The sequence below is a fragment of the Roseobacter sp. N2S genome (assembly GCF_031454055.1).
GTDB lineage: Bacteria > Pseudomonadota > Alphaproteobacteria > Rhodobacterales > Rhodobacteraceae > Amylibacter.
Genome location: NZ_JAVDQB010000002.1, coordinates 224,940 through 245,060, shown reverse-complemented (window position 1 = coordinate 245,060; position 20,121 = coordinate 224,940). Strand labels below are relative to the sequence as shown.

The 20,121-nt window shown below is 54.4% G+C and carries 21 protein-coding genes; 6 read left to right on the top strand and 15 right to left on the bottom strand.

The genetic code is table 11. The features are described 5' to 3' along the window. Positions 1 to 6 precede the first annotated feature (6 nt). From GGE09_RS07155 to GGE09_RS07140, 4 genes are read left to right on the top strand one after another with little or no spacing between them, the layout of a single operon-like run. Positions 7 to 1,470, top strand: a complete 1,464-nt coding sequence (locus GGE09_RS07155) for a monovalent cation/H+ antiporter subunit D family protein (protein ID WP_309745346.1) — start codon at positions 7 to 9, stop codon at positions 1,468 to 1,470. Then, a complete protein-coding gene (locus GGE09_RS07150; protein ID WP_309745344.1) occupies positions 1,471 to 1,800 on the top strand; it encodes a hypothetical protein in 330 nt (109 codons plus the stop codon). Positions 1,801 to 1,803: 3 nt separating this feature from the next. Next, positions 1,804 to 2,232 (top strand): hypothetical protein, encoded by a 429-nt coding sequence (locus tag GGE09_RS07145; protein WP_309745342.1) that lies wholly within the window; start codon positions 1,804 to 1,806, stop codon positions 2,230 to 2,232. After that, positions 2,225 to 3,919, top strand: a complete 1,695-nt coding sequence (locus GGE09_RS07140; RefSeq protein ID WP_309745340.1) for a Na(+)/H(+) antiporter subunit D — start codon at positions 2,225 to 2,227, stop codon at positions 3,917 to 3,919. Before GGE09_RS07145 ends, GGE09_RS07140 begins: the two co-directional genes overlap by 8 nt. 110 nt (positions 3,920 to 4,029) lie before the next feature. Here GGE09_RS07140 and GGE09_RS07135 read toward each other — a convergent pair whose 3' ends face one another. Then, positions 4,030 to 5,058: a permease gene (locus GGE09_RS07135; protein ID WP_309745338.1), complete on the bottom strand. Its 1,029-nt coding sequence runs from the start codon at positions 5,056 to 5,058 to the stop codon at positions 4,030 to 4,032. Then, entirely contained in the window at positions 5,051 to 5,404 is a 354-nt protein-coding gene (locus GGE09_RS07130) for a metalloregulator ArsR/SmtB family transcription factor (protein WP_309745336.1), read from the bottom strand. The genes GGE09_RS07135 and GGE09_RS07130 overlap by 8 nt, the downstream gene beginning before the upstream one ends. Before the next feature lie 116 nt (positions 5,405 to 5,520). Between GGE09_RS07130 and GGE09_RS07125 the strand changes: the two genes are divergently transcribed. Continuing rightward, on the top strand, positions 5,521 to 6,108 hold the full coding sequence (locus GGE09_RS07125; RefSeq protein WP_309745334.1) for a uracil-DNA glycosylase family protein: 588 nt from the start codon (positions 5,521 to 5,523) through the stop codon (positions 6,106 to 6,108). Then, positions 6,105 to 6,887, top strand: a complete 783-nt coding sequence (locus GGE09_RS07120) for an SseB family protein (RefSeq protein ID WP_309745332.1) — start codon at positions 6,105 to 6,107, stop codon at positions 6,885 to 6,887. The genes GGE09_RS07125 and GGE09_RS07120 overlap by 4 nt, the downstream gene beginning before the upstream one ends. Before the next feature lie 100 nt (positions 6,888 to 6,987). On the opposite strand, the gene GGE09_RS07115 is transcribed toward GGE09_RS07120, so the two are convergent. The 13 genes from GGE09_RS07115 to GGE09_RS07055 form a co-directional block, all read right to left on the bottom strand. Next, positions 6,988 to 7,923: a glyoxylate/hydroxypyruvate reductase A gene (locus tag GGE09_RS07115; RefSeq protein ID WP_309745330.1), complete on the bottom strand. Its 936-nt coding sequence runs from the start codon at positions 7,921 to 7,923 to the stop codon at positions 6,988 to 6,990. A 9-nt stretch (positions 7,924 to 7,932) separates the two neighbouring features. Beyond that, positions 7,933 to 9,072 carry a rod shape-determining protein RodA gene (gene rodA / locus GGE09_RS07110; RefSeq protein ID WP_309745328.1) on the bottom strand — a complete coding sequence of 380 codons (1,140 nt, stop codon included), beginning with the start codon at positions 9,070 to 9,072 and terminating at the stop codon, positions 7,933 to 7,935. Beyond that, complete coding sequence (gene mrdA, locus GGE09_RS07105; RefSeq protein WP_309745327.1) at positions 9,069 to 10,967, bottom strand: penicillin-binding protein 2; 1,899 nt, start codon at positions 10,965 to 10,967, stop codon at positions 9,069 to 9,071. The genes rodA and mrdA overlap by 4 nt, the downstream gene beginning before the upstream one ends. After that, complete coding sequence (locus GGE09_RS07100; RefSeq protein ID WP_309745325.1) at positions 10,964 to 11,506, bottom strand: hypothetical protein; 543 nt, start codon at positions 11,504 to 11,506, stop codon at positions 10,964 to 10,966. Before GGE09_RS07100 ends, mrdA begins: the two co-directional genes overlap by 4 nt. Next, the gene (gene mreC, locus GGE09_RS07095) at positions 11,496 to 12,389 is read right to left on the bottom strand and encodes a rod shape-determining protein MreC (RefSeq protein ID WP_309745323.1); all 894 of its coding nucleotides are present in this window, start codon (positions 12,387 to 12,389) and stop codon (positions 11,496 to 11,498) included. Before mreC ends, GGE09_RS07100 begins: the two co-directional genes overlap by 11 nt. A gap of 18 nt (positions 12,390 to 12,407) precedes the next feature. Then, positions 12,408 to 13,448: a rod shape-determining protein gene (locus tag GGE09_RS07090; RefSeq protein WP_309745321.1), complete on the bottom strand. Its 1,041-nt coding sequence runs from the start codon at positions 13,446 to 13,448 to the stop codon at positions 12,408 to 12,410. A gap of 220 nt (positions 13,449 to 13,668) precedes the next feature. Continuing rightward, positions 13,669 to 15,219: a 2-isopropylmalate synthase gene (locus GGE09_RS07085; protein ID WP_309745319.1), complete on the bottom strand. Its 1,551-nt coding sequence runs from the start codon at positions 15,217 to 15,219 to the stop codon at positions 13,669 to 13,671. Between the two features lie 298 nt (positions 15,220 to 15,517). Beyond that, entirely contained in the window at positions 15,518 to 16,078 is a 561-nt protein-coding gene (locus GGE09_RS07080) for a BLUF domain-containing protein (protein ID WP_309745317.1), read from the bottom strand. Positions 16,079 to 16,154: 76 nt separating this feature from the next. Continuing rightward, entirely contained in the window at positions 16,155 to 16,832 is a 678-nt protein-coding gene (locus tag GGE09_RS07075) for a M48 family metalloprotease (RefSeq protein WP_309745315.1), read from the bottom strand. Between the two features lie 33 nt (positions 16,833 to 16,865). Beyond that, entirely contained in the window at positions 16,866 to 18,026 is a 1,161-nt protein-coding gene (locus tag GGE09_RS07070) for a cytochrome P450 (protein WP_309745313.1), read from the bottom strand. 96 nt (positions 18,027 to 18,122) lie between these two features. After that, positions 18,123 to 18,695: a hypothetical protein gene (locus GGE09_RS07065; protein WP_309745311.1), complete on the bottom strand. Its 573-nt coding sequence runs from the start codon at positions 18,693 to 18,695 to the stop codon at positions 18,123 to 18,125. A 69-nt stretch (positions 18,696 to 18,764) separates the two neighbouring features. Continuing rightward, entirely contained in the window at positions 18,765 to 19,949 is a 1,185-nt protein-coding gene (locus tag GGE09_RS07060; protein ID WP_309745310.1) for a VWA domain-containing protein, read from the bottom strand. Continuing rightward, on the bottom strand, positions 19,950 to 20,120 hold the full coding sequence (locus GGE09_RS07055; protein ID WP_309745309.1) for a hypothetical protein: 171 nt from the start codon (positions 20,118 to 20,120) through the stop codon (positions 19,950 to 19,952). Between the last annotated feature and the right edge of the window lies 1 nt (position 20,121).

Genomic DNA, 20,121 nt, shown 5'->3' with positions numbered 1-20,121 from the left:
AGGATCATGGACACAAATACACTGATCTTTCTAGCTTTGTTGCTGCCAACGCTGGCGATGACAGGCAATATGGCTTTCGCCCGCCAGCCCAATCTGCGCGACGGGTTTACCTTTGTCTGTGCCATCCTGACCTTTGGCGCGGTGCTGGGGATACTGGCCAACCTTGGCAACACTACTTCCCAGGAAATCGTGCTGCTGGAAATACTGCCCGGTCTGCGGATTGCACTTCAGGTGGAACCGCTTGGCCTGATGTTTGCCATGGTCGCATCGGGGCTGTGGATCGTCACCCACGTCTATGGGCTGGGCTATATGCGCGGCAACAATGAAAAACATCACGCCCGTTTCTTTGCGTGTTTTTCCGTAGCCATTTCCGCAGCCATCGGTATTGCATTTTCCGCCAACCTGCTGACATTGTTCCTGTTTTACGAAATCCTGACCGTTTCTACCTATCCACTGGTTGCCCATAAAGGCACACCCGAAGCGATCCGTGGCGCGCGCACCTATCTGGGCGTGCTGATCGGCACCTCAATCGCGCTGTTCCTGACGGCGATCATCTGGACCTACACTTTGGCAGGCACCCTGGATTTTGTTCCGGGCGGTATTCTGCAAGGTAAAGTCGAGGGCGCATTGGTTGCGATCCTGCTGGGTCTGTTTGCCTTTGGTATCGGTAAAGCGGCGCTGATGCCGTTCCACCGCTGGCTGCCTGCCGCGATGGTCGCGCCCACACCTGTGTCAGCCTTGTTGCACGCGGTTGCGGTGGTAAAAGCGGGTGTATTCACCATACTGAAGGTGGGGATCTATATCTTTGGCATAGATTTTCTGGCTGAAACCGGCGCGTCGGAATGGCTGATGTGGGTTGCGGCCTATACTATTCTGGCCAGCTCGATCATTGCGCTGCAACAGGATAATCTGAAACGGCGTCTGGCCTATTCCACCGTGTCGCAACTGGGGTACATCACGCTTGGGGTGGCGCTGGCCACCCAAATGGGCGCGATTGGTGGCGGGGTGCATATTGTGATGCACGCAATGGGTAAGATCACCTTGTTCATGTGCGCAGGCGCAATATATGTGGCCACCCATAAGACAGATATCAGCCAGATGACCGGCCTTGGCCGCACCATGCCGATCACATTCGCGGCCTTTGGCATTGCTGCGCTCAGCATTATCGGCCTGCCACCCCTTGGCGGCAGCTGGTCAAAATGGCTTTTGATGGTGGGGGCGGCGGATGCTGGCCAACAGATCATGATTGCCGTGTTAATGCTGTCATCGCTTTTGAATGTCGCCTATCTGTTGCCCATCGTTGGCAAGGGCTTTTTCCTGTCCTCCGATCAAAACCCCTATACCGGTGTCAAAGAGGCGCCGCTGATGTGCTATCTTCCACCTGCATTGACAGCGCTCGGCTGTCTGGTGCTTTTCTTTTACGCCGGTGCATTGGTTGACTTCCTGATGCCCATAACAGGGGGCAGCTAGATGGCTATCCACGCTGACTTTGCTAAAGAAACACCGAAAAAGGGGGAAACCTCGGTTGAATACGGTGCAAGACTGGAACATGAGGGCGCGCGCGAGCTGTATTTGCGCAAAGCCCTACGCACCCATTTCGACCTGACCTTGGCCGAAGTGATCGACGCTGGCAGCAACTACCCCGAAGCCCGTCACCGCGAATTGGTTGCTCTGCGCCAACGGTTTCCGGATCTGAACGAAAACCGATTTGCCTGGCGGATCACCAAATCCCTGACCATTTCCAAAGAAGACGCGCTGGTCTGGTCTCAGACCATCCTCGCCGCAGAAACAGAGGACTGACATATGTCCGAGCAAGAGAAACAATCGACATCGCAGAAATCTGTGTCCTCAAACCCTGACGCGACTCTTGCCCAAGGGGATCAGGTTGCGAACAAGGGAGGCGAAGATACTTCGACCTATCCTGCATTGGGGCGGCGGATGATGTTTGTGGATAACCCTAAAAACGTCGATAAGATTGTTTACGGCCTTTGTATTTTGTGTGCGGGCTTGTTTCTTGCGGATTTCCTCTATCACAAACACACCTATGTCGCGATTGAAGACATTCCGGGCTTTTACGCGCTTTACGGGTTCTTCATGTGCGCCGCTTTGGTTGTCTGTGCCAAACTCATGCGGATCTTCCTGAAACGGGGCGCAGATTATTACGCCCCTTACGATGTAGAAGCCGAAGCCTACCCCGAAGACGATTTGGATCGGGAGTCCCATAATGCCTGAGTTCTTCCCCGTCGCTTTTGTGTTCTTTGCCGCAGCAATCCTGCTGATGGCACTGCCACGCGGCCCGATCCGCGCAGGTTTGCTGTTGATCGCGCCGCTGATCACATTGGTTGTGATTTGGTATTTGCCCGAGGGAAACTTGTGGTCGGTCAACCTGATGGGGCTGGATCTGGACTTTATGCGTGTGGACAGATTGTCCCGCATTTTCGGACTGATCTTCTGTGTCGCGGCGTTTCTGGGCAACCTTTATGCGTGGCACGTTAAGGACTCTGTGCAACAGATCGCAGCCCTTGTATATGCAGGTTCCGCGATTGGCGCGGTTTTTGCGGGGGATTTGATCACGCTGTTTTTGTTCTGGGAAGGCACTGCAATCACATCTGTGTTTCTGATCTGGGCCAGAGGCACCGAAGGCGCCTATCACACTGGCATGCGCTATCTTATTATCCAGATTACGTCAGGTGTTCTGCTATTGGCTGGGGCCGTGCTGTTCTGGCGTGAAACGGGATCGTTGACCTTTGATAAAATGACCTTGGGCAGCTTTGGCACATGGCTTATTTTTCTGGCGTTCGGGATCAAATCTGCCTTTCCACTGCTTAACAACTGGCTGCAAGATTCTTACCCTGCGGCCACTATCACGGGATCGGTGGTTTTATCGGCTTTCACCACGAAACTGGCGATTTATGCTTTGGCGCGGGGTTTTCCGGGCACAGAGGCTTTGATCTATATCGGCGCTGTGATGACCCTGTTCCCGCTCTTCTTTGCGGTGATCGAGAATGATTTGCGGCGTGTTTTGACGTATTCGCTGAACACCCAGCTGGGCTTTATGGTTGTGGGAATCGGCATTGGAACCGAACTTTCGCTGAACGGTACTGCAGCCTATGCGCTTGCCGGTATCCTTTATAAAGAGCTTTTGTTCATGAGCATTGGCGCGGTTTTGTTCCGGACTGGCACTTCCAAAGCATCCGAACTTGGCGGGCTTTATAAAACTATGCCGCAGACCATGCTCTTTTGCGTGATCGGTGCGGCATCGGTCTCAGCATTTCCGCTATTTTCGGGGTTCATTTCAAAGTCGCTGATCCTATCGGCGGCATCCCATGACGGGTATTACGTTGTTTGGGGCATCCTGTTGTTTGCGTCTATCGGGGTGTTTTTGCACACGGGCATCAAGGTTCCGTATTTTGCATTCTTTGCCAAAGACAGTGGTCTGCGGCCCAAAGAGGCACCTTTTCATATGCTGCTGGCCATGGGAGTTACATCTTTCCTGTGTATTTTTATCGGTGTATTTCCGGGCATGCTCTATGGGTTGTTGCCGTTTGATGTGGATTATGTGCCTTACACGACCACCCACGTCATCACCCAGATTCAACTGTTGTTCTTTGCGGCCTTGGCCTTTGTCGTGCTGATGAAGTCTGGAATTTACCCGCAGGTTATTAAATCGGTCATTCTGGATACGGACTGGAGCTATCGCAGGGCTTTGCCTGCCGTTCTGTCATACTGCGCGTGGGTTGTGGCAACTCTTTGGAACAGGTTGTTGACCTTCGGCCTGAACCGCTTTCAGGAAATAACCACTGGCCTGTATAAATCCTATGGACCAGAGGGGCGCATTGCCCGCGTCTGGCCCACAGGCTCAATGGTGCTCTGGATCGCTGCCCTTCTGGCCGCAGCCCTACTGGTCAACTTCTTCTAACCAGAATGCCCTTCTTTTGAGGTGAAATACCTTGGGGGAGCGCCGCAGGTGCGGGGGCGAAGCCCCCAAAACACCCCTTGCGGGAATACACCGCTATATACACACTCCTATTAAACCCAAGCAGCCCATAGCAAACCAGCCATTAACGATCCGGTAAAGCCAAAGCCGATATAAGCCAAGAATACCTTGGGCTTAACCAGCGCCCAAACTGCGATGGCCGCAGGAATGCAACTGACCGACCCCGCCATCATAAAGCTCATGGCAGCGCCTTGGCTCATTCCCTGACCGATCAGTCCCCCCACCAACGGCGCGGCGGCATAGCCGTTCAGATAGGCTGGCCCCCCAACCAAAGCACCCAGCAGGATCGGTCCGAACCCTTCCCCCCCCAGAATATTGGCGATCCATTCGGCTGGGACATAGCGCACCATCACGGCCTCAATGGTATAAGCCAGCGTCAGCCATTTTAGCAGGAACAGCGCATTGCTGACGGCCGTTGTGCGGAACATTTGCACCCTTTCAGGATCGCTCCAGAAGGCCCAGACGGGTTTGCCAGTAAAGGGATTTGTGCCGCAGCCACAGCCCCCCTCTTGCGCGGTTTCGCGTAGGGGATCGGTGAAAAGGGTGGTTCGGTTAAACGCCATGACAGCAAATCCACCGAATAACCCGAAGCAGACTGCCGCGATGGTTTTTGCAATGGCAAAATCCACCCCCAGCGCGCTGCTGGTGATGATAAACATCGGCGGGTCCATAATGGGCGAGGATAACCAAAACGCCATCACCGCCGCCAAAGGCACGCCCATGGCCAGCAAAGCGGCAACAAAAGGGATGACTTCGCACGAACAAAACGGGGCGATCCCGCCCACCATTGCTGCCAGAACAATCATCCGCACGGGGCTGCCTTTAAAGGCCTGCGCTACAATGCCCTCGGCCCCTGTGGCTTTTAGATAGGCCACCGTTGCCACAGCAAAAGCGATAAACGGTGCGGTGCTTAGGACAGATCGAACGGTTGCTTGTCCTACCTCCCAAAAATCTTGCGGCACAAGGGCTGCCACCGCCACAAAGACCAGGATTATGGCCAGCCAAGCCTTATCAATCTTGCGCCCCTTCCACGGATCAAGGCGAGAGGAGAGGTCAGTCATCGGATATTTCCTTATGGTTTGCATCAGTTTGTTGTGCATCAGCACAGCAGTTTTTCAGGATGAAATTCGAAAGAGCCTGCGTCATGTCATAGGCCACCGAAGAACAGATGATACTGCGCCCCTGTTTGGCCTGTTCCACCAGCCCCGCATGAACCAGAAACCGCAGATGGTGGTTTAGGGTCGATCCGGGAACACCTGTGCGTTTGCCCAATTCCCCCATGGAAAGACCTTTCGGCCCTGCGCGGACTAAAACCTGTAACACGCCAAGGCGTTGTTCCGATCCGAGGGCTGCAAAGGCTTGCGCTGCGTCCTCGATGCTTATCTGTTTTTCTGGTGTATGTGTCATGTAACTATATTTCTAGATTTATAGAAATGAGTCAATCGATTATTTCGACAATCATCGAAATGATTGGTTGAACAGCAGACTTTGCCTCAGTCATTATCCTTGATAGACGCTATTTCATGTCAGCTTTTGAAACCCATATGGATCAGATCAGCGCCTGCAGACTGTGTGCAGATCGCTTTGCAAGGACCAAGACCGCCCATGCCCCTAGACCTGTTGTCTGGTTGTCCCAAACCGCAAAAGTCATGATCATCGGGCAGGCTCCGGGCGCGCGGGTACACGAAAGCGGACGACCGTTTACCGACCCATCGGGTGACAGATTGCGTGACTGGATGGGGATAGACGAGGCCAAATTCTACGATCGCAGCAGGCTGGCGATCTTTCCAATGGCCTTTTGTTTTCCGGGCTATAATGCCAAAGGCTCCGATCTGGCGCCGCCAAAGATTTGTGCGACCACATGGAGAGCCTCTACATTGGCGTTGATGCCGCAGATACGGTTGACCTTGTTGATCGGCGGATATGCACAAAGCTGGCATTTAAAGACGAGAAACGTGACTGATACGGTAAAAAACTGGCAGAAATACGATCCAGACATTATCCCGTTGCCACATCCAAGCTGGCGCAATACCAGTTGGATCAAGAAAAACCCTTGGTTTGAAACCGACCTGATCCCCCATCTGCGCAACCGCATATCGGAGCATATATGACCCTTTTAGACACCGCCCATGCCGCCATGGAGGCCGCGCCCGAAGACACCACAAAACGCATGGCGTTTTATGAACGCGTTACCGACAGCGAACTGTTTCTAGTGCTTGAAACCGAACCCGTTGACGATAAATTCATCCCCGCAGTTTTTGAAGTAGAGGCTGAAAAATATGCGTTGGTGTTTGATACTGACGCGCGGATGAGCGAATTTACACAGGCTGCGACGCCTTATCTGGCGGCCTCGGGGCGTCAAATCACTGCGATGTTGGCAGGAAAAGGGATTGGTCTTGGTGTGAACCTCGCTGTGGCACCGTCGTCCATGTTACTGCCAGCGACTGCCGTTGACTGGTTGCAACAGACCTTGGGCGCGGGGCCAGAGGCCCAAGAAGCCACCCCAAGTGCGATTTACCCTCCGGGGCAATTGCCTGAAACCTTAATTTCCGCGTTAGATGCGAAGATGGCAACAATGGCTGGCATGGCTAAATACGCCTATCTGGCGCAAATCGAATATGAAAACCGCCCCCGTAGCCATGTGCTCGCGTTTATCGCCGCAATCCCCGAGGCTGAATCTGCCATGGCCTCGGCCATATCCGAGGCTTTGACGTTTTCAGGCATTGAGGCTGGGTCGTTGGATGTAATTTTCCTGACGGCACAAAACCCGCTCAGCGGGTCATTGGCAAAACACGGGCTGCGATTTGATTTACCCGAACCGCCCAAACAAAAAGAGCGCCGTGTGGAAATCCCAGGGTCTGATCCCGATAAGCCGCCAATTTTGCGCTAGCGTGCAAAAGAAGTTAGCCTCCGGCGGGGATATTGGGAAAACAAAATGGTGTCGGGCGATGAGTTTGGGAGGTCGGGGGCAGGCCGCCCCCGATGCCGAGTTAGTATTTCAGGTCGGGGTCGATCAGGTGCAGGGCGGTTTCGCCCCGTTCAACACGGGCCATATTGTCAGCTACAACAATGCAAGCCGTCGAAGGGCGGGTTTCTGACGCCACATGGGGTGTGACCAGTACATTGGGGTGGTGCCAATAGGGGTGATCGGCAGGCAGGGGTTCAATGCGAAACACGTCCAATGTCGCGCCGATGATTTTGCCGCTGTTCAGGGCTGCCAGCAGCGCGTCATCGTCGATCAGTTGGCCACGGCCAGGGTTGATCAAGGCCGCGCCATCTTTCATGATAGATAGGGTTTCACCGTCGATCAGGTTTTCCGTAGCGGGGGTGTTTGGCAGCAAAGTCACCACAATATCGGCTTGTTCCAATACTGTTTTCAGGCCGTCTTGGCCTGCATAACAGGTGAAGGGCGCGCCGTCTTTTTGTGTGCGGCTCCAGCCGAGAACCTTGAAGCCATAATCATGGGCGGCCTGTGCGCAGGCCATGCCAAGTGCGCCGATACCCAGCACGGCAACTGTGCGATCTGCGGGCAGGGAGGGGCCCCAGTCCAGCAGCCATTCCCCGGGTTTTGCATTGCTGAAACGGTTGACATCAAGGTGGTGGCGCATGATGTGGCCGAACACGTAATCCACCATGCCCTGTGTCATACCAGGGTCTACCATCCGCGCCATTGGCTTGGTTAAAGTCTTGTTCCGCATCAATTTATCGGGGCCAGCCCACAGGCTTTGGATCAGCTTCAGGTTGGGGTATATGCTTAGGTCGTCGTCTTCGCGTGCAGGGGCGTAGATCAAATAGTCCATGGTTTCAGGGCGGTCGGTTTTGTTTGTCAGTGCCACTTCCAGGCCTTGATCGGCAAAAGCAGATTCGAGGATCGGGCGATAGACGGGCCAGAGCGCCTCGCGGGCGGAAAACAGGGCATTGATCATGGGGAAACCTTATCTTGGACGGTGAACATGGGCACTTTGTACCAGTCCGAACGCCATCAGCAAGACCATCATGGCCGATCCGCCGTAACTGACCAGCGGCAATGGCACGCCCACCACAGGGGCGAGGCCCATCACCATGGACATGTTCACCGCGAAGTAGAAGAAAAACGTGGTTCCCACGCCGATTGTCACCAAAGATCCGTATCGATCCCTGTTGGACAGGGCTGAAACATAGCAGAATATCAGGATCAGCCCGTAAAGCACCAACAGGACGATACCGCCGACAAAGCCGAATTCTTCCCCCAAGGTGGTGAAAATAAAATCGGTGTGTTTTTCAGGCAGAAAGTTCAGCCGTTGCTGAGTGCCTTGCATAAAGCCGCGCCCGGTCAGCCCGCCAGACCCGAGAGCAATTTTGGATTGGGTGATGTGATAGCCTGATCCCAGTGGATCGGACGACGGGTCCATAAAGGTTTCAATCCGCTTGTACTGATAATCCTTCAGCATCTGATATTCAGTGCCTTTCGACGCAAATACCCCCGTAAGAAGCAGGGCAATCGACAGGAAAGCCACCCCGAAATACCACAAACTGACCCCCGCGATGAACATCATAATTGCGCCCCCTGCGGTGATCAAAAGGGCGGTGCCGAGGTCGGGCTGGCCCAGAACAAGGAAGGTCGGCAGCAGGATCAGAGCAATCGGTATCGCCACCCACAACGGGCGCGAGACGCGACGTTCATCGAGCCAGTCATAATAGAGCGCAAGGGCCATAACCACGCCGACTTTCATCAGTTCTGACGGCTGTAGCGTCATGAATTTCAGGTCGATCCAGCGTTGTGCCCCCCCACGGGTTTGCCCGATATAGGGTACGGCCAGCAGCATGGCTATCCCCGCGAGATAGGCTATCCCACTGATTTCGCGCCAGAAATTGATGGGAATAAAGGCCATGAAGATCATCACACCCATGCCAAGGCAAAACCGGATGATCTGGGGTTGTGCCCAGCGGTGGATATCCCCGCCTGACACAGAATACAGCATCAAAAAACCCGTGCTTGCCACTGCCGTCAACAACAGCGCCAAGGGCCAGTTGAAATAGAGCACTTTGGACAGGCCGGTGGGAATAGTGCGGATGTTCTGCTCAAGATAGCTCATGCTTTGTCGTCCGGTTGGCTGCGGGCTGCGCGCGCATCTGTGGGCAGGGCGCGGTAGTCCATATCCTCGGCCAACTCGAGCGCGGTTAACATGATGTCGCGTGCAATCGGGGCCGCAACCGAGGAGCCGCCGCCGCCGTGTTCCACCACCACCGAGATTGAGAATCGTGGGTTATCCGCAGGGGCGTAGGCGACGAAGAGAGCGTGGTCGCGCCGTTCCCATGGCAGGTCTTCGTTGCGGGTGACGCCGCGGGCGCGTTCCTCTTTGGTGATAAAGCGCACCTGACTGGTGCCGGTTTTACCAGCCATTTCCCAACCTTTGTGACGGATGGCTGACCCACCGGCAGTGCCCCCCCGTTCATTGACCACACCGAACATTCCGCTGCGCACGGCATTCAGGTGTTCTACATCAATATCAAGCGGTTCGCGGCCTTTGACAGGGTTGGGGCGGTTGTCAACGGCATTGACCAGCCTCGGGGAAATCTTGGTGCCAGAGCCGACCCGTGCTGCCATTACCGCCAGTTGCATAGGCGAGGCGAGTACAAAACCCTGGCCGATTGACGCGTTCAACGTATCGCCGATCACCCAATCTGCATCCTTGCGCAATTTCTTCCACTGTTTGGTGGGTGCCAGACCTTCGCGCACCGCTGGAAGTTCCAGATCGTGCTGCACACCAATACCCAGTTCCTTGGCCATTTCCGAGATATTCTCAATGCCAACGTCTTGGGATATCTCGTAGTAATAGACATCGCAGGATTGTTTCAGGCTGTTGTGCAGATCGACTTTACCATGCCCGCCCCTGCGCCAGCAGTGGAACCGCCTGTTGTAAATTTCAGTGTAGCCACCGCAATAAACTTTGTCTTTCGGGGTGACAAAGCCGCCTTTTAGGGCTGCCAAAGCCGTGACCAGTTTGTACGTTGACCCCGGAGGATAGGTGCCAGTCACCGTCTTGTTCAGCATCGGTTTATGGTCATCTGTGTTCAGTGCAGTCCAGTCGGTGGTCGAAATGCCGCGCACAAATTTATTGGGGTCAAAGCTGGGGGCTGAAGCCAGTGCCAGAATATCGCCGTTGCGCACATCCATCACCACAGCCGCCGCGCTATTGTCGCCAAGGCGTTCCATTGCGTAGCGTTGCAGACGGTTGTCGATGGTCAGTTGCACGTTTGCGCCGGGGTGGCTTTCCTCGCGGCCAAGAACACGCATGACGCGCCCGATAGCGTTGACCTCAATACGTTTTATGCCGGACTTCCCGCGCAACGGCAGCTCAATCCGACGTTCGATTCCGTTCTTACCGATCTGGAATCGGGGGATCAACAGCAGGGGGTCATCGTCGTCTATCTGGCTAAGATCGTAATCGGATACTGGGCCAACAAACCCGATAATATGTGCAAAATCATCGGCTTGCGGGTAGATTCTATAGTGCCCCAACTCTGGTGTGATCCCGGGTAATGCAGGGGCGTTGGCGCTGACTGCGGCGATGTGCTCCCAGTCCAGATCCTCGGCCACGGTCACAGGGACAAAACCACGCCGTTTGCTCATCTCTTCCAAGGCGGCTTTGATACCGTCTTCGGTAATGGGAATGATCGTGGCCAAACGCCGTAAAACAGCCTCGGGGTCGCCGGATTGTTCACGCACCATGTCGATTTTATAGTTCGGTTCGTTATAGGCCAATGGTTTGCCAAGGCGATCAAAAATCAGGCCGCGCACAGGTGGGATCAGGCGGATGTTGACGCGGTTTTCCTCGGCCAGCAGGCGGAAAGACTGGTTCTGTTCCACCGCAATCCGCCGCATTTGAACCCCAAGCGTGCCAATTATACCGGCCTGTAACCCAGCCAGAAAAATGGTCCGCCGTGTAAGCAGTTTACGCAGACGTGCAGGTTTAACAGGGCGTTTCATAGCCTTTTCCCCCAGGCGTCAAGCTCGCCCGGGCGCGGGCGCGTGAAGCCAAATCCGTATTTCATCGCCCCCACAATAACAGGATAGGCCATGATGGTGAAAACGATTAGATAGATTTGCTCTACAAATCTTGGTGTTTGCGCCAGCATCAAAAGCAGCAAGATCTGTTGAACGATGGTGATGGCTGTAAAGATAGCACCCATCCACAACCATTCCAGTCCAAAACTATATTCGCGGAAAGCCTGTATGTTTCCGCGCACGACCTCGCTCCCTAGAACGATCAAAAGGGTGAACAAGCCGAGTGGGGCGAGCGTTAGAACATCGCGCATGAAGAACACAAAGAACACGGCCCAAACGGGGGCCCATTCGGGTTTGCGCACCACGTAAGCTATTGTAATGCAATAAAATATATCGGGTCTTGGCCAAGACCCTGCGGTTAGATCAAACGGAACGATTGACCACAACACCAACAGCAATCCAATGCCCAAATAATAGGCACGGCACAGCCAAAGGCGAAAAGGCGCGATGTCATCCATCATTGCCCGCGCTGACTTGTCCGGGCAGGGTCGGGCCGACCAAGCGCCCTGGCTCTGATATGGGGGCTGAGGGGAGGTGGCGGATCACCCGTAGGAACTCTAGCCGGCGGTAGTCTGCGGCCAGTTTGACCCGTAAGCGTCCGTCACCACTTAGAAAAACCGTGCCTGCCAGCAAGCCGGGCGGGAAAACACCACCATCGCCTGTTGTGACAACGCGGTCGCCCGCGCGGACCTGATCGACACCGTCAATGAATTCCAGCGGGGGCAGGGGCGTGTTATCCCCTGCTAGAATGGCTTTCTGGCCAGCGGGCGTGACTTCAACCGGAATGCGGCTGGAACTGTCGGTCAGGAACAAAACACGGGCGGAGTTATTGCCGACACCAGAAATCCGCCCGACAAGGCCCAAACCGTCCATGGCCGCCCAGCCATCAACCACACCGTCATGTTTGCCGATGTTGATCAGGGCGGATTGGCGGAACGGGCTGCCGCTGTCCGTTAATACAACACCTGTGGTGTAGGTCAGTTTCGGGTTCAGTTTGACGTTGTTCAAATCCAGCAGCTTGGCGTTCTTTTGTTCTAGCTGGATTGCCGCCTCTTTCCAGGCTTTCATCTGCTGTAATTCGCGACGAAGCTCTTGGTTTTGTTGGTAAATACGGGAATAGGATTGAAAATCTGAAATCATATTCGACATATGGGCGACGGGCGCAAAAACCCATTCCAGATTGGGCACAACCCTGTCAATGACCGCCATGCGAAACCGTTCCGCACGGGGGTTATCTATGCGCCATATCATAAATGTAGCGACCAGAAAGACCAACAAGACAGAGATCAACACGCGCCTTACGACACGGCGAAAATAGACCTCGCTGTCATTTTGTTGAGCCATTTACGTCCGCCACTGGGTTTAGCTGTCGAAATCAATAACATGAAGAAGTTGTTTTTCATATTCCAGCGATTTGCCTGTGCCAAGAGCAACGCAATTCAGGCTTTCATCGGCTACGGAAATCGCCAGACCTGTTTGTTCCCGCAGTGCCAGATCAAGTTCACCCAGCAGCGCGCCGCCACCTGTCAGCATTACGCCGCGATCCACAATATCTGCGGCCAGATCAGGCGGTGTACTTTCCAGCGCCGTCATTACCGCTTCGCAGATTTGCTGCACGGGTTCGGCCAAGGCCTCGGCCACTTGGGCCTGAGTAATTTCGATTTCCTTTGGCACACCGTTCAGCAGATCTCGCCCGCGAATTTCAAGCGACGTGCCACGGCCGTCTTCGGGCATCCGCGCTGTGCCAATAGTCGTTTTGATCCGCTCGGCGGTGCTTTCACCGATCAACAGGTTCTGCTGCCGGCGCAAATAGGAAATAATCGCCTCATCCATGCGATCCCCGCCAACGCGAACCGAGCGGGCATAAACAATGTCGCCCAGCGACAGAACCGCAACTTCGGTCGTACCGCCGCCGATGTCCACAACCATGCTGCCTGTAGGATCGGTGATCGGCATGCCAGCGCCAATGGCCGCAGCGATGGGTTCGGCGATCAACCCTGCCTTGCGTGCCCCAGCGGACAGAACCGACTGGCGAATGGCCCGTTTTTCTACCGGAGTCGCCCCGAAAGGAACGCAAACAATGACCCGCGGTTTGGTCAAGGTAGAGCGTTTGTGTACCTTGCGAATAAAGTGTTTGATCATTTCTTCGGCAACATCAAAATCGGCAATCACACCGTCGCGCATCGGGCGGATTGCCTCGATCGAACCGGGGGTACGGCCCAGCATCAGCTTGGCATCTTCGCCGACCGCAAGCACACGTTTGACACCGTCTTTTATATGATAGGCGACCACAGAAGGTTCATTCAAAACGATCCCTTTGCCTTTGACATAGACCAGCGTGTTGGCTGTGCCCAAGTCGATTGCCATATCTACAGAAAAGAGACCTTTGATTTTTCCGAACATGCGCTGCCGCCTTTTGCTTGCACGAATTGGAACCGTCTGAATACACGGTTCAGAAGCTCGTGTTATAGCGACCTTGCAGGCAAAGGGTAAAGGTGGGGGCAAAAATAAATAGGCGTTATCGCGCCAAGAAAGGGGGGCACAGGGCCGTTCTTTCACTAATTACTTGCACATATCGAACAACGGGCAGAAAATTAATTTCCACCCGTTGTCTGTAACAGAATCAGCTGGTCGCAGCAGGTGCCGTTTTTTCGCGCCGGACCAACAGCTTGTTCAGCGCGTTAACATAGGCTTTGGCGCTGGCCACAACTGTGTCTGTATCCGCGGATTGACCCACAACGATTTTGCCCGCTTCCTCCATTCGCACGGAAACAGTTGCCTGCGCATCGGTGCCTTCGGTGACGGCATGCACGTTGTACAATTGCAATGTGGCACTGTGGGGGAACAGTGCTTTTACCGCGTTAAAGGAAGCATCAACCGGTCCGTCACCTGTCGCGGTGACACTGTGATCGGTGCCGTCAATCGACAGGGTCAAAGCGGCCTCTTGCGGGCCTTCAGTGCCACAGACTACCCGCAAAGATTTCACTTGAATCCGGTCGTTGGCGGCATTTGTACCCTCATCATTCATCAGCGCCAAAAGGTCGTCGTCGTAGATTTCCTTTTTACGATCAGCCAGCGCTTTGAAGCGGACAAACACGTCTTTCAACTGATTGTCGCCCAGTTCATACCCGAGGTCTTTCAACTTGGAGCGCAGCGCGGCGCGGCCTGAATGTTTGCCCATCACGATGTTTGTTTCAGACAGACCCACGTCTTCGGGGCGCATGATTTCGAAGGTTTCGGCATTCTTCAACATACCGTCCTGATGGATGCCGCTTTCATGGGCGAAGGCGTTTTTGCCGACGATGGCTTTGTTATATTGCACCTGAAATCCTGAAACAGTCGCCACACGGCGGCTGATGTTCATGATCTTGGTGGTGTCGATATCGGTGCGATATGGCATGATGTCATTGCGCACCTTCAGCGCCATCACGACTTCTTCCAAGGCTGTGTTGCCGGCCCGTTCCCCCAGCCCGTTGATGGTGCATTCCACCTGACGGGCGCCAGCCTCTACCGCGGCGAGCGAGTTGGCGGTCGCCATGCCAAGGTCATTGTGGCAATGGGTGGCAAAGATAATTTCATCGGCGCCGGGTACTTTTTCCAGCAAGGTCTGGATCAACTGCGCACTCTCGCGCGGTGCGGTGTAGCCAACAGTATCGGGAATGTTGATGGTGGTCGCACCTGCCTTGATCGCAACTTCGACCACACGACACAGGTAATCTTCCTCGGTGCGGGTGGCATCCATCGGGGACCATTGCACGTTGTCACACAGGTTGCGTGCATGGGTTACGGTTTGGTGAATCCGTTCAACCATTTCGTCTTGGGTCAGGTTCGGGATCGCGCGGTGCAGCGGCGAAGTGCCAATAAACGTGTGAATCCGTGGCTGTCTGGCGTGTTTTACCGCCTCCCAGCAGCGGTCAATGTCGCGCAGATCGGCACGGGCGAGCCCGCAGATTACCGCATTTTTGGACCGTGCCGCGATTTCGCTGACGGCATTAAAATCACCTTCACTGGCAATCGGAAAGCCCGCCTCGATAATGTCCACACCCATTTCATCAAGCAACTGGGCGATTTCCAGTTTCTCGTCATGGCTCATAGTCGCGCCGGGGGATTGCTCTCCGTCACGCAGGGTTGTGTCAAAAATCAAGACGCGGTCTTGTTTGGCTGTATTGGTCATGTTCTGGATCTCTTTGATTTACCTAGCTTTTGGGGTTCATTCCAGCGCGAATTTCACTCCCCTGAGCGCACGCGCCGGACCCCGACACGCTCAGAGGCGGCTAAGTAGTAGAAGCGCAGCAGCAATCGCACCTGAAGAGGTGGCGTGTGTGGGGATATGCTTGTGCGTGTTCATGCTGTCTTTATACGCAGTTTTTTGGCTATGAAAAGGCAAAAAAGCTGCAGCGCTGTCCAACGGGCGTTTGATACCATTTCCGACGGATCCCCCATGTGTTTCCACCGAGGCAAAAGACCTTAATTTATGCGTCTGCAGATTGGGAGCGGAGCATACCCGGGATGTGAACCAATCCCTTATTTTGAATGGTGCCCTTATCTGGCTTGGAAAAAAACTTACTGGATTTTTTAGGCGAGCAGAAATTACGAGACTTCGCGGTGAATTCGTCCATTCGAACCGCGCGACGTTTGCGGGAGGCTATGATTCCCAGGAACCGTTCGGCCTGTAATACATCAAGCGCAAAGAAATCGTTTTGCTGACTGGCATTCATTACCCGTTTGAAATCAGCGTCATGCACGGTGGTGGCACCAAAAGGCCAATGGGCGAACTGGCGTTCGGGGCAGCGCATAATGGCGCGAATTTTCACGTCGCTGTGCATCTTATTGTCCACAATACGTTTCATTGTGGCATCAATGGCCGCTGCATCCCCTTCAAGCACCTGAAAGATACGGGTTTTGTCAAAAAACATAAAGCTGGTGATATTGGCTTCGAGGTTGCGCCGAACACATCTTTTTTGCAGCGCCAACAATGCCAGTGGCCCAAATCGTCCGGTGATCCGGCTTTCGTAATAGATCCGATTCAACATTCACCCTGCCTTTCAAGGTCTGATTGCCAGAACCTTAACAGGCAGATCGTAAACGCGGGGTAAACAGAGGGTCGGATTATTGCCAGCGGGATTCTAGTTTTTCAATGGCGGCAATACGTTCGGCGGTTTTCGGGTGGCTTAGCAACCATGCAAAGGGTTGGCCATTGCTGCCTGCAAGAGTCTCTAGTTTTGAAAGCAGGGATTTTTGCGGGCCAGCACCAATTCCAGACTTGGTTAACAGCGCGGCGGCATAGGCGTCAGCCTCATACTCGTCCTGACGCGATAGGCGCGCAGCCAACAGGCCTGACAGCATCCCCGCAATCCAGACTCCAATTCCGGGAATAATCCGCCCCAAAATCATTCCCAGAGCCACGCGAATGGCGTTTTGTCCTGAAAAATCAATCATCCGCCGCCGCGAATGCCCCAGCGCCACATGGCCGAGTTCATGGGCGATAACGCTGGCAATTTCTTCGGCACTGACGTCACCATCGCGGTATTTTTGGTAAAAACCGCGGGTGATAAAAATCCGCCCGTCCGGTGCGGCCAGTCCATTTACCGGTTCAATTTCGTAGATATGCACTTTCACCTGCGCCAGATCGAGCACATCTGCCATTTGGGTGCATAATTTGCGCAACTTTGGGTCGGCCAACTCGGTCGATTTTTCATCCAGTTCCGCCTGCGTGCGCCACACGGAAAACCGGTAATAGATAAGACCGTAAAGCACGGCCAAAAGGATTGGGGTCAGTTTCAGCATAGGTTAGGATATGGGGGTAAACTTTGGGTAAATCTAGTCCCAGCGACAGTTCAGGTGCAATGGTCCGCGAAAAGCCCAACCGGTGAAAACAGGGGGATGGGTGACGCGCAGGTTTTTCAGGCGCGCAAACAGGCGGGGCAGGGCGACCTGTGCGATCAGTACGCGGCTTGCGGCAGCGCCTGCGCAGAAATGCGGGCCTGCTCCAAAGGCGATGGCGGGGCTGGTGTTGCGGGTAATGTCGAAATCTTCGGGGGCATCAAACACCGTTTCGTCGCGGTTGGCGGACCCGAACATGAAAAAGACGCGGTCTTCTGGGGCGAAGTTTACTCCATTATAATCAAATGCTTCGGCAATGCGGCGCGGCGACATGCCAATAGGTGAAATCCAGCGGGCGTATTCTTCAAATGCGGCGCGCCAATCGGTATCTCCGTTTTGCACCATGGCCAACTGATCAGGATGGGACAGCAAAGCCCAAGCAGCCCCTGCAATGGCATCGCGAGGCTCGTTTTGCCCACCTGAAATAGCCAGTTTCACATTGGCGCGGGTGGTGGCGTCGGACAGACCTGCCTGCATCTGTACCGACAGCAGGCTTTTGTTCGGGGATGCCTGTAGTACAGGTTTCATCGCGTCGATGTGACGGTCAATGCTGGCAGTGCAGTCATGGCAATGGGATTCGACCGCGGGGTCATTTGCGTAATTGGCGATGCCGTCGATCATGCCCTGACTGGTGCGATCCATTTCCTGCGGGGTCATATTGGTCAGCCCGGTGATCACGCCAAGCGCCGCACCAGACAGGGGCAGTGCATAATCACGCACCAGATCCGCTTGGCCTATCGGTTCAAGCTGGTCTAGCAACGCATCAGCGGCGGCTTGGAATTCGGGAAGCCAAGCGTCCATCACCGTGCGCGGGCTAAGGGCTGGGAAGGTGGCCTTACGCTCGGCCGCATGCTCGGGCCCGTCCTTGCGCATCATATTCAGGCCCATCAGTTTGTTCATCAATCCTTCGGGCTGGACGCTGGAAAACACCGCAATATTCTTTTCGCAGGTGAAAATGTCCGCACGTTTGGTAAACAGGGTCGCGCCCAGTTGAGGCACAAAATGTATTCCACCGTTTTTGCGCAATTCAGCGAGCGTGGGATAAGGGTCTGCCTTAAATGCAACAGGATCAATTTCAAACTTTGGGGCCGTAGACATTCTGCACCTGTGTCTGCTTTGTGTCGTTAACACATTAACAGCCTTGCCATACTGTTTGACAAGATTAAATCCGCACATGCTCTTTTTGCTGGAAGCTCACAACTCGTTATTATTCATGCCGCCTTCGACGGATTGTTCCAACAGACTACGTTCGTTCAACCAAGGGTTAATAGCCACCGCGCGGCGCAGGAATATCTGGCCAAGCGCGGGTTTACCGGCGCGGATATGGATCAGGCCGATGCCGGAAAGTGCTCCGAAATGGGCTGGTTCCAAGGCGAGGGTTTTTTCCAACAAGTCTAAGGACGGGGCGTCCCGCCGTTGCAGGAAATAGGCAAAGGCCAGTTGGTTGTAGCCCTCACTGTATGTCGGGCAATAGGTGACAAGACGGGATAAAACGTCTTCGGCCCTTAGGTAATCGCCGTAGCGAATTGCGGTGACGCCTGCGTTCAACAATTCCTGGGCAGTTTCATCGGGGGCTTTGTGCCAGTACTGCCACAGCGCATTTGCGGCGTCCCGCCCTTGCGCTTGGTTTGTGGACCGGGCCAGGTTTTCTAGCAGCGATTGGCGCGGTTCTGTTTGCGCAACAAATGCAGGGCATTCGGCCATCGCCAAATGGGGCATTGCGCATAAAACGACTGTGTACAGGGCTTTGGTGAACAGGAGTTTCATACGCCAAACCTGCCTGCAGAGGATGTGGCCTGTCAATTCACCAAACTGTGTAGCGGATCAGGGCAGGGCCTAGCGCCCCAGTTCTTTCATCGCGGCCTCAATCCCTTTCAGGGTCATCGGATACATGCGGTTTTTGAAGATTTCCTGCATCAGAACCGTTGAATGGGTGTATTGCCAGTATTGTTCCTTCACAGGGTTGATCCAGACAGACCCCGGCCACTGTTCTTGGGCGCGTTCCAGCCAGACCTGGCCCGGTTCTTCGTTCCAATGTTCATTCGCCCCGCCTTTATAGACGATTTCATAGGGGCTCATGGCGGCGTCGCCCACGAAGATGCATTTATAGTCGGACCCGTAGGTGCGTAAAACTTCATGGGTCGAAGTTTGCTCGGTCCAGCGGCGTTTGTTGTCTTTCCACACTCCTTCGTAAAGGCAGTTGTGAAAGTAGAAATATTCCATGTGTTTGAATTCGGTCTTGGCCGCAGAAAACAACTCTTCGATCAGCTTGATATAGCTGTCCATTGACCCGCCAACATCCAGAAACAACAGCACTTTCACAGCGTTGCGCCGCTCGGGGCGGGTGATCACATCCAGATAGCCATGTTCGGCAGTGGCGCGAATGGTGCCGTTCAGATCCAGTTCATCATCCGCCCCCGCGCGGGCCCATTTGCGCAGTCGTTTCAGCGCGACTTTGATGTTGCGCGTGCCCAATTCCACACTGTCGTCGAGGTTCTTGAAATCCCGCTTATCCCAGACCTTGGCCGCCTTTTTATGGCGGCTTTCGTTTTGCCCGATGCGCACCCCTTCGGGGTTATAGCCGTAAGCCCCAAAAGGCGAGGTGCCCGCCGTACCAATCCATTTATTGCCACCCTGATGCCGCTTTTCCTGTTCAGCAAGACGCTCTTTCAGGGTCTCCATCAACTTGTCAAAACCGCCAAGGCTTTGGATTTCTTTCATTTCTTCAGGGGTAAGATGCTTTTCTGCCAGTTTGGTCAGCCAGTCGTCCGGCACATCAACTGCGTTCAGGATATCCCCGACAGACAGATTTTCCATGCCTTTGAACACATCGGCGAACACCAGATCGAACTTATCAAGGTTGCGTTCATCCTTGACCATCGTGGCGCGGGCCAGAAAATAAAACCCCTCAACGTCGTATAGAACCAGACCGGATTTCATGGCTTCCAGAAAAGACAGATACTCCCGCAGGGACACTGGGATTTTGGCGGCGCGAAGGGCTTCAAAGAAACGCAGAAACATCTAGACCCAACCCTGCCAGTCGGCCAGAACCGTTGCAATCAGGGCCACCAAAAAGAAGAAAATTCCGTGGATCGCTGCATATTGGATCTTGTCAGCCAATTTTCCGCCGAACTTTCTGGCGCGGAACCAACCGACAATCGCACCGATTAAAAACGCTGGTATTGTGAACATT

What these genes read in the sequence shown, in the direction of transcription:
- GGE09_RS07155 (WP_309745346.1), top strand. Translation starts at nt 7, where the DNA reads ATGGACACAAATACACTGATCTTTCTAGCTTTGTTGCTGCCAACGCTG.
- GGE09_RS07150 (WP_309745344.1), top strand. Translation starts at nt 1,471, where the DNA reads ATGGCTATCCACGCTGACTTTGCTAAAGAAACACCGAAAAAGGGGGAA.
- GGE09_RS07145 (WP_309745342.1), top strand. Translation starts at nt 1,804, where the DNA reads ATGTCCGAGCAAGAGAAACAATCGACATCGCAGAAATCTGTGTCCTCA.
- GGE09_RS07140 (WP_309745340.1), top strand. Translation starts at nt 2,225, where the DNA reads ATGCCTGAGTTCTTCCCCGTCGCTTTTGTGTTCTTTGCCGCAGCAATC.
- GGE09_RS07135 (WP_309745338.1), bottom strand. Translation starts at nt 5,058, where the DNA reads ATGACTGACCTCTCCTCTCGCCTTGATCCGTGGAAGGGGCGCAAGATT.
- GGE09_RS07130 (WP_309745336.1), bottom strand. Translation starts at nt 5,404, where the DNA reads ATGACACATACACCAGAAAAACAGATAAGCATCGAGGACGCAGCGCAA.
- GGE09_RS07125 (WP_309745334.1), top strand. Translation starts at nt 5,521, where the DNA reads ATGTCAGCTTTTGAAACCCATATGGATCAGATCAGCGCCTGCAGACTG.
- GGE09_RS07120 (WP_309745332.1), top strand. Translation starts at nt 6,105, where the DNA reads ATGACCCTTTTAGACACCGCCCATGCCGCCATGGAGGCCGCGCCCGAA.
- GGE09_RS07115 (WP_309745330.1), bottom strand. Translation starts at nt 7,923, where the DNA reads ATGATCAATGCCCTGTTTTCCGCCCGCGAGGCGCTCTGGCCCGTCTAT.
- rodA (WP_309745328.1), bottom strand. Translation starts at nt 9,072, where the DNA reads ATGAGCTATCTTGAGCAGAACATCCGCACTATTCCCACCGGCCTGTCC.
- mrdA (WP_309745327.1), bottom strand. Translation starts at nt 10,967, where the DNA reads ATGAAACGCCCTGTTAAACCTGCACGTCTGCGTAAACTGCTTACACGG.
- GGE09_RS07100 (WP_309745325.1), bottom strand. Translation starts at nt 11,506, where the DNA reads ATGATGGATGACATCGCGCCTTTTCGCCTTTGGCTGTGCCGTGCCTAT.
- mreC (WP_309745323.1), bottom strand. Translation starts at nt 12,389, where the DNA reads ATGGCTCAACAAAATGACAGCGAGGTCTATTTTCGCCGTGTCGTAAGG.
- GGE09_RS07090 (WP_309745321.1), bottom strand. Translation starts at nt 13,448, where the DNA reads ATGTTCGGAAAAATCAAAGGTCTCTTTTCTGTAGATATGGCAATCGAC.
- GGE09_RS07085 (WP_309745319.1), bottom strand. Translation starts at nt 15,219, where the DNA reads ATGACCAATACAGCCAAACAAGACCGCGTCTTGATTTTTGACACAACC.
- GGE09_RS07080 (WP_309745317.1), bottom strand. Translation starts at nt 16,078, where the DNA reads ATGTTGAATCGGATCTATTACGAAAGCCGGATCACCGGACGATTTGGG.
- GGE09_RS07075 (WP_309745315.1), bottom strand. Translation starts at nt 16,832, where the DNA reads ATGCTGAAACTGACCCCAATCCTTTTGGCCGTGCTTTACGGTCTTATC.
- GGE09_RS07070 (WP_309745313.1), bottom strand. Translation starts at nt 18,026, where the DNA reads ATGTCTACGGCCCCAAAGTTTGAAATTGATCCTGTTGCATTTAAGGCA.
- GGE09_RS07065 (WP_309745311.1), bottom strand. Translation starts at nt 18,695, where the DNA reads ATGAAACTCCTGTTCACCAAAGCCCTGTACACAGTCGTTTTATGCGCA.
- GGE09_RS07060 (WP_309745310.1), bottom strand. Translation starts at nt 19,949, where the DNA reads ATGTTTCTGCGTTTCTTTGAAGCCCTTCGCGCCGCCAAAATCCCAGTG.
- GGE09_RS07055 (WP_309745309.1), bottom strand. Translation starts at nt 20,120, where the DNA reads ATGTTCACAATACCAGCGTTTTTAATCGGTGCGATTGTCGGTTGGTTC.